Source organism: Streptomyces sp. NPDC052020 (genome assembly GCF_040680575.1).
Lineage (GTDB): Bacteria > Actinomycetota > Actinomycetes > Streptomycetales > Streptomycetaceae > Streptomyces.
This window is the reverse complement of record NZ_JBFAWY010000071.1, coordinates 1-11,517: the sequence shown is the minus strand read 5'-3', so window position 1 is coordinate 11,517 and position 11,517 is coordinate 1. Positions and strand designations below refer to the sequence as shown.

Annotated in this window: 11 protein-coding genes; 5 read left to right on the top strand and 6 right to left on the bottom strand. The window is 75.1% G+C overall.

Annotated elements, in window-relative coordinates; genetic code table 11:
- Positions 1-213: 213 nt before the first annotated feature.
- Both AB0L74_RS34405 and AB0L74_RS34400 read right to left on the bottom strand, forming a co-directional pair.
- The gene (locus tag AB0L74_RS34405) at positions 214-2,475 is read right to left on the bottom strand and encodes a heavy metal translocating P-type ATPase (RefSeq protein ID WP_365661415.1); all 2,262 of its coding nucleotides are present in this window, start codon (positions 2,473-2,475) and stop codon (positions 214-216) included.
- A gap of 83 nt (positions 2,476-2,558) precedes the next feature.
- A complete protein-coding gene (locus tag AB0L74_RS34400; protein WP_365661412.1) occupies positions 2,559-2,846 on the bottom strand; it encodes a cation transporter in 288 nt (95 codons plus the stop codon).
- A 201-nt stretch (positions 2,847-3,047) separates the two neighbouring features.
- Here AB0L74_RS34400 and AB0L74_RS34395 point away from each other — a divergent pair, with 201 nt between their 5' ends.
- Positions 3,048-4,013 carry a hypothetical protein gene (locus tag AB0L74_RS34395; RefSeq protein WP_365661409.1) on the top strand — a complete coding sequence of 322 codons (966 nt, stop codon included), beginning with the start codon at positions 3,048-3,050 and terminating at the stop codon, positions 4,011-4,013.
- A gap of 74 nt (positions 4,014-4,087) precedes the next feature.
- On the opposite strand, the gene AB0L74_RS34390 is transcribed toward AB0L74_RS34395, so the two are convergent.
- Positions 4,088-4,867 carry a DeoR/GlpR family DNA-binding transcription regulator gene (locus AB0L74_RS34390; RefSeq protein ID WP_365661406.1) on the bottom strand — a complete coding sequence of 260 codons (780 nt, stop codon included), beginning with the start codon at positions 4,865-4,867 and terminating at the stop codon, positions 4,088-4,090.
- 131 nt (positions 4,868-4,998) lie between these two features.
- On the opposite strand from AB0L74_RS34390, the gene AB0L74_RS34385 reads away from it, so the two are divergent.
- Together AB0L74_RS34385 and AB0L74_RS34380 are read left to right on the top strand one after the other, a co-directional pair.
- Positions 4,999-5,880, top strand: a complete 882-nt coding sequence (locus tag AB0L74_RS34385; RefSeq protein WP_365661404.1) for a sugar isomerase — start codon at positions 4,999-5,001, stop codon at positions 5,878-5,880.
- Between the two features lie 37 nt (positions 5,881-5,917).
- Positions 5,918-6,793 (top strand): class II fructose-bisphosphate aldolase, encoded by an 876-nt coding sequence (locus AB0L74_RS34380; protein WP_365661401.1) that lies wholly within the window; start codon positions 5,918-5,920, stop codon positions 6,791-6,793.
- Here AB0L74_RS34380 and AB0L74_RS34375 read toward each other — a convergent pair.
- Complete coding sequence (locus AB0L74_RS34375) at positions 6,783-7,916, bottom strand: methyltransferase (protein WP_365661418.1); 1,134 nt, start codon at positions 7,914-7,916, stop codon at positions 6,783-6,785. The two genes, AB0L74_RS34380 and AB0L74_RS34375, sit on opposite strands and share 11 nt — an antisense overlap.
- A gap of 86 nt (positions 7,917-8,002) precedes the next feature.
- Here AB0L74_RS34375 and AB0L74_RS34370 point away from each other — a divergent pair, with 86 nt between their 5' ends.
- Both AB0L74_RS34370 and AB0L74_RS34365 read left to right on the top strand, forming a co-directional pair.
- A complete protein-coding gene (locus tag AB0L74_RS34370; RefSeq protein WP_365661398.1) occupies positions 8,003-8,665 on the top strand; it encodes an alpha-ketoglutarate-dependent dioxygenase AlkB in 663 nt (220 codons plus the stop codon).
- Between the two features lie 36 nt (positions 8,666-8,701).
- On the top strand, positions 8,702-9,952 hold the full coding sequence (locus AB0L74_RS34365; RefSeq protein ID WP_365661395.1) for an ROK family protein: 1,251 nt from the start codon (positions 8,702-8,704) through the stop codon (positions 9,950-9,952).
- Positions 9,953-10,046: 94 nt separating this feature from the next.
- Here the strand turns inward: AB0L74_RS34365 and AB0L74_RS34360 are convergent, their stop codons facing one another.
- Together AB0L74_RS34360 and AB0L74_RS34355 are read right to left on the bottom strand one after the other, a co-directional pair.
- Positions 10,047-10,634 (bottom strand): DUF4865 family protein, encoded by a 588-nt coding sequence (locus tag AB0L74_RS34360; protein ID WP_365661392.1) that lies wholly within the window; start codon positions 10,632-10,634, stop codon positions 10,047-10,049.
- A 121-nt stretch (positions 10,635-10,755) separates the two neighbouring features.
- Positions 10,756-11,328 (bottom strand): TetR/AcrR family transcriptional regulator, encoded by a 573-nt coding sequence (locus AB0L74_RS34355; protein WP_365661390.1) that lies wholly within the window; start codon positions 11,326-11,328, stop codon positions 10,756-10,758.
- Positions 11,329-11,517 lie beyond the last annotated feature (189 nt).

The window sequence follows — 11,517 nt, the reverse complement described above, 5'->3', positions numbered from 1 at the left end:
GCCCCCCCCCGCGCGGCCGGGGGGGGGCGACGGGGCCGCCGGGCGGCGGCCGGGGGCGCCTGGCCCAGCGGCCCGCGGACGCCTCGCCGCCGTACCGGTCCGTCCGACCGGGCCCGCCGCCCCCGCCGCACCCGCCCGTGACGCGCCGTCACCCGGCGGCCGGGACACGGACGCCGGGTGACGGCGGACGCCGGGCGGACGGCGGCGTAGCGGTCAGTCCGCGGCCCGGAAGGACCGCAGGCGCAGAGAGTTGCCGACCACGAAGACCGAGGAGAAGGCCATGGCCGCCCCGGCGATCATCGGATTGAGCAGGCCGGCCGCCGCGAGCGGCAGCGCGGCCACGTTGTAGGCGAAGGCCCAGAAGAGGTTGGACCGGATGGTGCCGAGCGTGCGGCGGGCGAGCCGGATGGCGTCCGCCGCCGAGCGCAGGTCGCCTCGTACGAGGGTCAGGTCGCCCGCCTCGATCGCGGCGTCCGTGCCGGTGCCCATCGCGAGCCCCAGGTCCGCCTGGGCGAGCGCCGCCGCGTCGTTGACGCCGTCACCGACCATGGCCACCGCGCGCCCCTCGCCCTGGAGCCGCTTGACGACGTCGACCTTGTCCTGCGGCAGCACCTCGGCGATCACGTCGTCGGGTGCGATGCCCACCTCGCGGGCCACCGAGCGGGCCACCGCCTCGTTGTCACCGGTGAGCAGGACCGGCGTCAGACCGAGGGCGCGCAGCCGCCGGATCGCCTCCGCGCTGGTGTCCTTCACGGCGTCGGCGACCTCCAGGACCGCCCGCGCCTCGCCGTCCCACGCGACGGTCACCGCCGTGCGCCCGGCCTCCTCCGCGGCGTCCTTGACCCGCGCCAGCCCGGCCGGCAGCTCCATGGCCCACTCCTTCAGCAGCCGCTCCCGGCCCACGAGCACCGCGTGGCCGTCGACGACGCCCTGCACACCGAGTCCGGGCACGTTCGCGAAGTCCTCCGGCGCCGGCAGGGAGCCCAGCTTCCGCAGCGCCCCGTCCGCGACGGCCCGCGCGATCGGGTGCTCGGAGGCGTGCTCCAGCGTGCCCGCCAGCCGCAGGACGTCCGACTCGTCGACACCGTCCGCGGTGTGCACGCCGAGCAGGGTCATGCGGCCGGTGGTGACGGTGCCGGTCTTGTCCAGGACGACGGTGTCGACGCGGCGCGTGGACTCCAGGACCTCCGGGCCCTTGATGAGGATGCCGAGCTGCGCCCCGCGCCCGGTGCCGACCATGAGCGCGGTCGGCGTGGCCAGGCCCAGCGCGCACGGGCAGGCGATGATCAGCACCGCGACGGCCGCGGTGAACGCGGCGGCGACCCCCGCGCCGTTGCCGAGCCAGAAGCCGAGCGTGGCCAGCGCCAGGCCGATCACCACCGGCACGAAGACGGCCGAGATCCGGTCCGCGAGCCGCTGCGCCGCGGCCTTGCCGTTCTGCGCGTCCTCCACCATCCGGGCCATCCGGGCCAGCTGGGTGTCGGCCCCGACCCGGGTGGCCTCCACCACCAGCCGCCCGCCGGCGTTGACCGTGGCGCCGGTGACCGGATCCCCGGCGGCGACCTCCACCGGCACGGACTCGCCGGTCAGCATGGACGCGTCCACGGCGGACGTCCCCTCGACGACCACGCCGTCGGTCGCGATCTTCTCGCCGGGGCGCACCAGGAAGCGGTCGCCGGCCTTCAGCTCGGCCACCGGTACGGTCCGTTCACGGCCGTCGGACCCCAGCAGCGTCACGTCCTTCGCGCCCAGCTCCAGCAGCGCCCGCAGCGCCGCGCCCGCCTTCCGCTTGGAACGGGCCTCGAAGTAACGGCCGGCGAGGATGAAGGCGGTCACCCCGGCCGCGGCCTCCAGGTAGATGTTCCCGGCGCCGTCGGTGCGGGCGATGGTCAGCTCGAAGGGGTGGGTCATGCCCGGCGTGCCCGCGGTCCCGAAGAACAGGGCCCACAGCGACCACAGGAACGCGGCCGACGTGCCGACCGAGATCAGCGTGTCCATGGTGGCCGCGCCGTGCCGCGCGTTGGTGAACGCCGCCCGGTGGAAGGGCCAGGCGGCGTACGTCACGACGGGCGCCGCCAGGGTCAGGGACAGCCACTGCCAGTACTCGAACTGGAGGGCGGGGACCATGGCCATCGCGATGACGGGCACGGCCAGCGCCACGGCCGTCACCAGCCGCTGCCGCAGCGGCCGCAGCTCGTCTTCGCCGTCCGGCTCGCCGCCCGCGGGCGCGGCCTCGGCGGGCGGTGCGGGCTCCCGCGCCGTGTACCCGGTCGCCTCCACGGTGGCGATGAGGTCCCGGACGGACACCTCGCCGCCGTAGCTCACCTTGGCCTTCTCCGTCGCGTAATTGACGGTGGCGGTGACGCCGTCCATGCGGTTGAGCTTCTTCTCGATGCGTGCCGCGCAGGAGGCGCAGGTCATGCCTCCGATGGCGAGCTCCACCTCGGCTGTGGCATCGGTCGTACGGGTGGTCATGGCTGCTCCTCATACGGGTCGTACGGGGCACCGGCCGGGACCCGGGGCGCCGGGCCCCGGCCGTGCGGGGGAGTGCGGCGGGGTCAGACGCGGCCGGTCAGTTCGTAGCCCGCCTCGTCGACGACCTCGGCGATCAGGGCGTCGTCCGGCTCGGCGGCGCTGGTGACGGTGACCCGGCCGGCGGCGACGTCGACCTCGACACCGGTGACGCCGTCCAGCTCGCCGATCACCTTGGTGAGCGTGGCCTTGCAGTGGCCGCAGCTCATTCCGGAGACGGCGTAGGCCGTGGTGACGGGCTCCGCCGTCGCGGTGGCGGTGGCGGTGGCACCGGTGGAGCAGTGGCCGTCGGGGGAGCAGCAGGACGAGGACATGCGGGCCTCCTGGAGGCTGTGCGGATGCGGTACGGATACCCGGAGGGGGTACCCGCCTAACGGGCTCCATGTATACCCCCACCGGGTACCGGGCGCAAGTCTCGCCATCAGTTGACTTGGTACCCCCTGGGGGTATGGTGAGCTGCATGAAGGCCTCACGCCCCGGACGGAGGCCGTATTTCTGGGAAGGAGACCCCCGCCATGAACACCGGAGTGAGGATCACCGCCTTCGCCGCCGCGCTGGCCGCGGCGTTCGGCACCGCGTACGGCGTGGGCAAGGGCATCGACCCCGTCGTCGAGAACGCCGCGCCCGCGGCCCACGGCACGCACGGCCGGACCTCGCCGGCGCCGGAGGAGGGCGGCGGACAGACGGCACACGCGAGCGCTCCGGCCGCCGGACTGGAGATCTCCGAGAACGGCTACACGCTCGATCTCGCCACCCCGCGCGTCCCCGCCGGCGAACGCACCACCCTGCGCTTCACCGTCCGGGACGCCGGCCACCGCGCCGTCACCGCCTACCGGCGCGAACACGGCGAGGAACTCCACCTGATCCTGGTCTCACGGGATCTGACGACCTACCGCCACGTGCACCCCGAACGCGCCGCCGACGGCACCTGGAGCACCCCCGTCGAACTGCCCCGGGCGGGCGGCTACCGGGTCTTCGCCGACTTCACCCCGGCGCGCGAGGGCGCCGGCGGCCTCACCCTCGGCGCGGACCTGGCCGTCCCGGGCCGCTACAAGCCGCGGGAGCTGCCCGCCCCGGCCGCCACCGCCAGGGCCGGCGGCTACGAGGTCGAACTGGCCGGCACCCTGCGCCCCGGCCGGGCGAGCGGGCTGACCCTGAGGGTCTCCCGCGACGGCAGGCCCGTCACCGACCTGGAGCCCTACCTCGGCGCCTACGGCCATCTGGTGGCCCTGCGCTCCGGAGACCTCGCCTATCTCCACGTCCACCCGGAGGGCGAGCCCGGCGACGGTGCGACGAGGCCCGGCCCGGCCGTCTCCTTCACGGCCACCGCGCCCAGCACCGGGACCTACCGGCTCTTCCTGGACTTCCGGCACGAAGGGCGCGTGCACACGGCGGCGTTCACGGTCCGGGCGGGAGCGCCGGGCGCCGCGGAGCGGCCGTCCGGCACCGGCGAGGGGCACTCCGACGGCCACGGGCGCTGACGGCCGCGGCGCGAGCCAACGCCGTGCCGGGGCCCCGGACGGGAAAACCGCCCCGGGACCCCGCCGTCATGCCGTCATGCCGTCACGACGCCGATCCCGGCCTCCTCGAACCGGCGCACCGTCTCCGCGTCGGCCGCCGCGTCCGTCACCAGCGTGTCCACCGCCTCGGCCGCGCAGATCCGCGCGAACGCCCGCCGGCCCAGCTTGCTGGAGTCGGCGGCCACCACCACCCGCCCGGCGCGCTCGCACAGCAGCCGGTTGATCGCGGCCTCCGCCTCGTCATGGGCGGCGGCGCCGTGCGCGACGTCGAAGGCGACCACCCCCAGCACCGCCACGTCGACCGTGATCTGGCCCAGCACCCCGTCCGCCAGCGGCCCGATGAGCTCGTAGGACTGGGCTCGCGCGACGCCGCCCGTCACCACGATCTTGAACTGGGGCCGTACGGCGAGCTCGTTGGCGATGTTGAGCGCGTTGGTGACGACGGTCAGGGCGGGCGTCCCGGAGGCGAGGTCGCCACGCTCGGCCAGGGCGCGGGCCACTTCGGTCGTGGTGGTGCCGCCGGTCAGCCCCACCGCCTCGCCGGGCGCCACGAGCGCGGCGACCGCCTTGGCGATGCGCTGCTTCTCGGAGGCGCGGCGGGCCGTCTTGTAGCGCAGCGGCAGTTCGTACGACACCCCGTGCACCACCGCGCCGCCCCGGGTGCGGACGAGCATCTGCTGCTCGGCGAGCCGGTCGAAGTCGCGGCGGATCGTCGCCGCCGACACCTCCAGCTCGGCCGCCGCCTCCTCGACGTCCAGCCGGCCGCGCTCGACGAGCAGCTCCAGCAGCGCCTTCCAGCGGGCGTCGCGCGACATCCGCGTCTCCGTTCCCCATGCTCCGTGCGTCCTGGAGACCCTAGCGCACCCCGCCTCCCCCCAAATGCTTGATTCTGATCGAAAGTCCGCTGTACGTTGCAGCAACAATCATTACAGGGGAGGGGTACGGCATGACCCATGTCGCGCAAGAGCTGGCCGGCCAGCCCGAGTGCTGGACCCGCGCGGCGTCCGAGGCGGCGCGGCACGCGGCGGCGCTGCCGGCGCCCGGGGAGCGGGTCGCGATCGTCGGATGCGGCACCTCCTACTTCATGGCCCAGGCCGCCGCCGCGCTGCGCGAGGGCGCGGGCCAAGGCGAGACCGACGCCTTCGCCGCCTCCGAGTTCCCCGCCGGCCGCGCCTACGACCGGATCGTCGCCCTCACCCGGTCCGGCACCACCACCGAAGTCCTGCACCTGCTGGGACGGGTGCGGGGCCGTACCCGCACCACCGCCGTCACCGCCGACCCGGACACCCCCGTCATGGCCGCCGCCGACGACGTCGTCGTCCTGGACTACGCCGACGAGCGGTCCGTGGTGCAGACCCGCTTCGCCACCACGGCGCTGACCCTGCTCCGCGCCCACTTCGGCCTGCACACCGACGCCGTCGTCGCCGACGCCCGGGCCGCCCTCGCGGCCGAGCTGCCCGCCGGGCTCGTGGAGTGCACCCAGTTCACCTTCCTGGGACGCGGCTGGACGGTCGGACTGGCCAACGAGGCCGCGCTGAAGATGCGCGAGGCATCCCTGTCCTGGACCGAGGCGTACCCGGCGATGGAGTACCGCCACGGCCCCATCAGCGTCACCACGCGCGGCACGGCCACCTGGATGCTGGGCGAAGCCCCCCAGGGCCTGGCCGGTCAGGTGCGGCAGACCGGCGGCATGTGGATCGAGGACCAGCTCGACCCGCTGGCCGAACTGGTCCGCGCCCAGCGGCTCGCCGTCGCCGTCGCGGCGGCCCGCGGCCTCGACCCCGACCGCCCGCGCCACCTCACCCGCTCGGTGATCCTCGCGCCCTGACGACCAGGAAGCCCGAACCCCGGAAAGGGACAGGCCCGTGCCCCTCGCCTCCACCGGCGACCTGGTCACCCGCGCCGCAGCCGCGCGCCGTGCCGTCGCCGCCTTCAACATCATCACCCTGGAGCACGTCGAAGCCGTCGTCGCCGGCGCCGAGACCGCCGGCGCCCCTGTCGTCCTCCAGGTCAGCGAGAACGCGGTGAAGTACCGCTACGGGCGACTGCTGCCCCTCGCCCGCGCCGCCGTCGCCGCCGCCGAACGCGCCGCCGTGCCCGTCGCCCTGCATCTGGACCACGTCCAGAGCGACACCCTGCTGCGCCAGGCCCCGGAGGCCGGTTTCAGCTCGGTGATGTACGACGCCTCCCGCCTGCCGTACGCCGAGAACCTCGCCGCGACCAGGGCGGCGGCCGACTGGGCACACGCCCGGGGACTGTGGATCGAGGCCGAGCTGGGCCAGGTGGGCGGCAAGAACGGGCAACCCCCGCTGGACGCCCACGCGCCCGGAGCCCGCACCGACCCCGCCGAGGCCCGCGCCTTCGTCGCCGACTCCGGGGTGGACGCCCTCGCGGTCGCCGTCGGCAGCGCGCACGCGATGACCACACGCACCGCGACCCTCGACCACGACCTCGTCAAACGCCTGGCCGGCACCCTGGACGTGCCGCTCGTCCTGCACGGCTCCTCCGGCCTCCCGGACGGCGAACTCGCCGCGGCCGTCGCGCACGGCATCACCAAGGTCAACGTCGGCACCGCCCTGAACATCGCCATGACCGGCGCCATCCGGGAGTACCTCGCCGCCCGCCCCGAGGCCGTCGACTCGCGCGGCTATCTGACGGTGGGCCGGGAGGCCATGGTCCGGACGGTCGTGGAGATCGTCCGCGCGCTCGGCGGCCCGCCCTCTGACGGGCCTACCGCCTGACGGCCTTCAGCACCACGAACTTCGGGTCACTGGCCACCACCCGGCTGTTGCCGAACAGGCGCCGCAGCTTGACGTGGTAGCCCAGATGCCGGTTGCCGACCACCCACAGCTCGCCGCCGGGGCGCAGCGCGCGCCGCGCCCCGCTGAACATCCGCCACGCCGTGGCGTCGGTCATCGCCTGGTGGGTGTGGAACGGCGGATTGTTCAGCACCAGGTCGACGCTGCCGTCCGGCACCCCGGACAGCCCGTCACCGACCCGGAACTCCGCCCGCCCCGGCGCCCCGTTCGCCTTGAAGGTGGCCTCGGCCGAGGCCACGGCCTGGAACGACTCGTCGGTGAACAGCACCTCGGCCCCCGGACCGGCCAGCGCCACCGCCGTGCCGACGACACCGTTGCCACATCCGAGGTCCACCGCCTTCCGGGGGCCGCGGGCCTCGGGCAGGTGCTGGAGGAAGAAGCGGGTGCCGATGTCGAGCCGGTCGGCGCAGAAGACCCCCGCGTGGTTCACCACCGTCCGGCCGGAGACCGGCCCGATCCCGCCGGGCAGGGTGTAGCGGAGCGGCCAGGGATTGGCGGGCCGTTCGAGGGCCGGGTCCGGTGTGGAGAAGATCAGCCGGGCCTTCTTCTCCGCGAGCGAGGTCCGGGTCGGGCCGATGATCCGTTCGAACAGCCGCAGCGTCGAGGTGTGGATCTCCTTGACCATGCCCGCGCCGACCACGAGCGTGCCCGCGTGCACCGCCGGAGCCAGCCGCAGCAACTGGTCCTCCAGCAGCGCCAGGCTCTTGGGCACCCGCACCAGCAGGACGTCGATCCGCTCCGGCGGCGCGTCCCGCGTGGTGAGCAGCCGGACCGCGTCCGGCTCGACGCCGTTGCGCGCCAGGTTGGCCCGGGTCGCCTCCTGGCCGAGCCAGGAGTCGGTGATCTGCGCCGGCCGGTGCCGGGCCAGCGCCGTGACCAGCGCGCCCCAGCGGTCGCCGACGACCACGACCGTGCCGGACAGGGACGGCTGCCGCTCGGCGAGGTGGCGCAGGAGGTACTCGTCGGAGGCGTCCCAGGCGCGCAGCCTGTCGCGCGCATCCTCGGGGAACCGGGTCAGCACCCGCTCGCCCCACGGCGTCGGCATGCGGTCACTACGGTCGCTGTGGTCGTTCATCGTGCGTCCAGGCTAGCCGAGCCGCGGCTCGGGCCCGTTCGGGCAGGATGGGAGGCATGGACGGCGAGCTGTTCCCCCGGACCCGGACCGAGGTCGCGCCCGGCGCGGTGCACCTGCCGGACTGGCTGGACGCCGCGCGTCAGAGGAGGCTTCTGGACGCCTGCCGGGAGTGGGCCGGCCCGCCCGCGGGACTGCGCACCGTGCGCACCCCCGGCGGCGGCACCATGACGGCCCGGCAGGTGTGCCTCGGGTGGCACTGGTACCCGTACGGCTATGCCCGCACCGTCGTCGACGGCGACGGCGCCCCGGTGAAGCCCTTCCCCGCCTGGCTGGGCGAACTGGGCCGCCGCGCGGTGGCCGACGCCCTCGGCCCGGAGGAGGCGGCAGCGGCGGCCTACGACATCGCGCTGATCAACTTCTACGACGGCGACGCCCGCATGGGCATGCACCGCGACGGCGACGAGACGTCACACGCCCCGGTGGTCTCCCTGAGCCTCGGCGACACCTGTGTGTTCCGCTTCGGCAACACCGAGACCCGCACCCGGCCCTACACCGACGTCGAGCTGCGCAGCGGCGACCTGTTCGTGTTCGGGGGACCGTCCCGGCTCGCGTACCACGGCGTCCCCCGGGTGCGCGCGGGCACGGCACCCCCCGGACTGCGGCTGGCCGGGCGGCTGAACATCACGCTCCGGGTCAGCGGATTCCCGGCCGGCGCGTAGCACACCGGGTCCGCGGATCATGGGAGACTCGCCTTCATGAGCGGCAAGGCGGACCCCCGGAGCACGGGGGAAGGGAGCATCCCGGCGAGCGCGACCAGGACACGGCTGGACCGGGGCCGGGGAGCGCTCGGGCCCGCGCTGGAGCTGGTGCACACCGGTCGCGCGCCCACCCGTGCCGTCCTCACCGCCGAGCTCGGCGTGACCCGGGCGACGGCCGGTGCCGTCGCCGCCGAACTGGAGGCGCTCGGCCTGATCCGGGTCGACGCCCGGCCGGGCGCGGCGGCCGGTTCGCAGGGGCGTCCCTCGCACCGGCTCGCGGTCGCCGAGGACGGGCCCGTCGCCCTCGCCGCCCAGATCCACGCCGACGGTTTCCGGGCCGCGCTGGTCGGGCTCGGGGGCCGGATCGTCGCCACCGCGCCCGGCTGCGAGGTGGTCGACGCGGACCCCGCGAAGGTGCTCGGTTCCGTCGTCGAGGCGGGCGCCGGCCTGCTGCGCGCCACCGGGCGGCGCTGTGTGGGCGCCGGGCTCGCCGTGCCCTCCGCGGTGGCCGAACCGGCCGGGCTGGCGCTGAACCCGCTCCACCTGGCCTGGCCCGCGGGCGCGCCGGTACGGGAGATCTTCGCCGAGCAGGTGCGCTCCGCCGGTATCGACGGTCCCGTGTTCACGGCGAACGACGTCAACCTCGCCGCGCTCGCCGAGCACCGGCACGGCGCCGGCCGGGGCGCGCGCCATCTGCTGTGCGTGGCCACGGGTCACCGGGGCGTCGGCGGCGCCCTCGTCCTCGACGGCCGCCTGCACCGGGGCAGCTCCGGCCTCGCCCTGGAGGTCGGGCACCTCACCGTCAACCCCGAGGGCCGCCCCTGCCACTGCGGCAGCCGGGGCTGTCTGGACGTGGAGGCCGATCCGCTGGCCTTCCTCACCGCCGCCGGACGCGAGCCGGGCCCCGAGGTGTCGCTGCTTCAGCAGGCCAACGACCTGATCCGCGGCGACTACGCCGACCCCGCCGTCCGCACCGCGACCGAGGCCCTCATCGACCGGCTCGGCCTCGGGCTGGCCGGCCTGGTCAACATCCTCAACCCGGACCGGATCATCCTCGGCGGACTGCACCGCACCCTTCTCGGCGCCGACCCGGACCGGCTGCGCGCGGTCGTCGCCGACCGCAGCCTGTGGGGGCAGAGCGGGGGAGTGCCGATCCTGCCCTGCACGCTCGACCACAACAGCCTGGTCGGCGCCGCCGAACTGGCCTGGCAGCCGGTGCTGGACGACCCGCTGGCCGTGCTCGGCTAGGTGTGCTGTCCCGGGACGTTGGCCACACGCGTGCCGGATGCTTGAAGAGGTGGGGGCCTTCTGACCACGTCGCTGAGCACCGTACGGACCGCGCTCACCACTGGCGTCCCCGCGGCAGCCGGTCCCGGCCGGGTGCCGAGACGCGCAGGACGGGGAAGACGTCGCCTCCGGCCGCCGTGGGCGCGTCACCGGCCCAGAGGGAGAACAGCACCGTCTCCCAGCGGCCGGTGTCCACGGCCGCCGCCGCGAGCACGGCACCGTCCCGTGCCGCCAGCCGCCCGGCCCGGGAGGCCGCGTCCGCCGCGGCCTCGGCCGCGGGCATCCCGTCCGGCACCCGCTCCCGCCGCCGGACCGCGACCCGCGCGGGAGCCGCGGCAGAGCTGCCCTCCTCGTACGCCAGGCCGCTCCACTGCCGGGCCGGCGGCCGCCCGAAGTCGTCGCTGAGCCCCTGGAAACCACCGCCCCACAGGAAGGAGTTCATCCCCTCCACGGTGCGCCACAGATAGAACGGCGCGTACTGGTTGACCGGCGAGCCGTCCCTCCCGCGCTCGCGCATCAGATACGCCTTCACCCCGAGGCCCTCGAAGTCGTCCAGCAGATGCCCGCGGCGGGCCACCCGGTCCCGGATGGCGCCCATGTCGTAGCCGGCGGGCAGGGTGATCTCGTACTGCATCGCGTGCACCGGGTGCCTCCTCAGGCGTCGTGGCGTCGCCGCCGGAACTCGGCTGCCCCGGGCGAGGGGCGTGCCGTCCCCGGCGGTCTCGGCGACCGCGCGAGGGGTCGGAAAAGTGCGCGGCACTCCCTCACGCGGCGCGGTGGCCGCGGGGCGCGAGCAGGGACAGCAGCCCCCGCACAGCGGCGTCGAAGGCGGCGGGGGAGCCGGAGGCACGGGCGAGGACGTAGCCGCCCTGGAGGGTGGCGACGACGGCCGACGCGATCTCCTCGCCGTCCAGGGCCGGCGCGAACTCGCCCTGTTCCTTGCCCTCCTCGACGATCCCGGCGATGCGTTCGCGCAGCCAGTCGAGGGTCTCGTCGACGGGAGCGCGCAGGTCGTCGCTGGCCACGACGTCCGGGTCCATGGTCAGCCGGCCGACCGGGCAGCCGCGCAGCACGTCCCGCTCGCGCCGCAGGTACGCTTCGATGCGCTGGTAGGGGGTCCCGGGACCGTCCAGCACCCTGCCGGCGGCGGCCCGCATCTCCTCGGCGGTGCGCCGGATCGCGGCCAGGGCGAGGTCCGGCTTGCCCTTGAAGTGGTGGTACATGCTGCCCTGCCCGGCGCCCGAGCGCTCCAGGATCGCCTTCGGGCTGGTGCCCACGTAACCGCGCTCCCACAGCAGCTCACGGGTGGACTCGATCAGTCGTTCCGAGGTGCTCATAGACGTACTGTACATACCAGTAGTTACAGGTGTCGAAGTGGTCGGGTGCGGATTCGCCTCCGGGTCCGTGAGGCGGGCGGTCCGCTGCTCCTCGCCACCGTCCTGGACGAACCGGCGGACGCCCGGCCGCCGGACGCCGCTCCGCCCGTGGCGCGGCCCGGAGATCGGAGGAGCGAGGAGTAGGGAAAG

Bases quoted from the DNA above. Each gene is read 5' to 3' on its own strand.
- AB0L74_RS34405 (WP_365661415.1), bottom strand. From the start codon at position 2,475: ATGACCACCCGTACGACCGATGCCACAGCCGAGGTGGAGCTCGCCATC.
- AB0L74_RS34400 (WP_365661412.1), bottom strand. From the start codon at position 2,846: ATGTCCTCGTCCTGCTGCTCCCCCGACGGCCACTGCTCCACCGGTGCC.
- AB0L74_RS34395 (WP_365661409.1), top strand. From the start codon at position 3,048: ATGAACACCGGAGTGAGGATCACCGCCTTCGCCGCCGCGCTGGCCGCG.
- AB0L74_RS34390 (WP_365661406.1), bottom strand. From the start codon at position 4,867: ATGTCGCGCGACGCCCGCTGGAAGGCGCTGCTGGAGCTGCTCGTCGAG.
- AB0L74_RS34385 (WP_365661404.1), top strand. From the start codon at position 4,999: ATGACCCATGTCGCGCAAGAGCTGGCCGGCCAGCCCGAGTGCTGGACC.
- AB0L74_RS34375 (WP_365661418.1), bottom strand. From the start codon at position 7,916: ATGCCGACGCCGTGGGGCGAGCGGGTGCTGACCCGGTTCCCCGAGGAT.
- AB0L74_RS34370 (WP_365661398.1), top strand. From the start codon at position 8,003: ATGGACGGCGAGCTGTTCCCCCGGACCCGGACCGAGGTCGCGCCCGGC.
- AB0L74_RS34365 (WP_365661395.1), top strand. From the start codon at position 8,702: ATGAGCGGCAAGGCGGACCCCCGGAGCACGGGGGAAGGGAGCATCCCG.
- AB0L74_RS34355 (WP_365661390.1), bottom strand. From the start codon at position 11,328: ATGAGCACCTCGGAACGACTGATCGAGTCCACCCGTGAGCTGCTGTGG.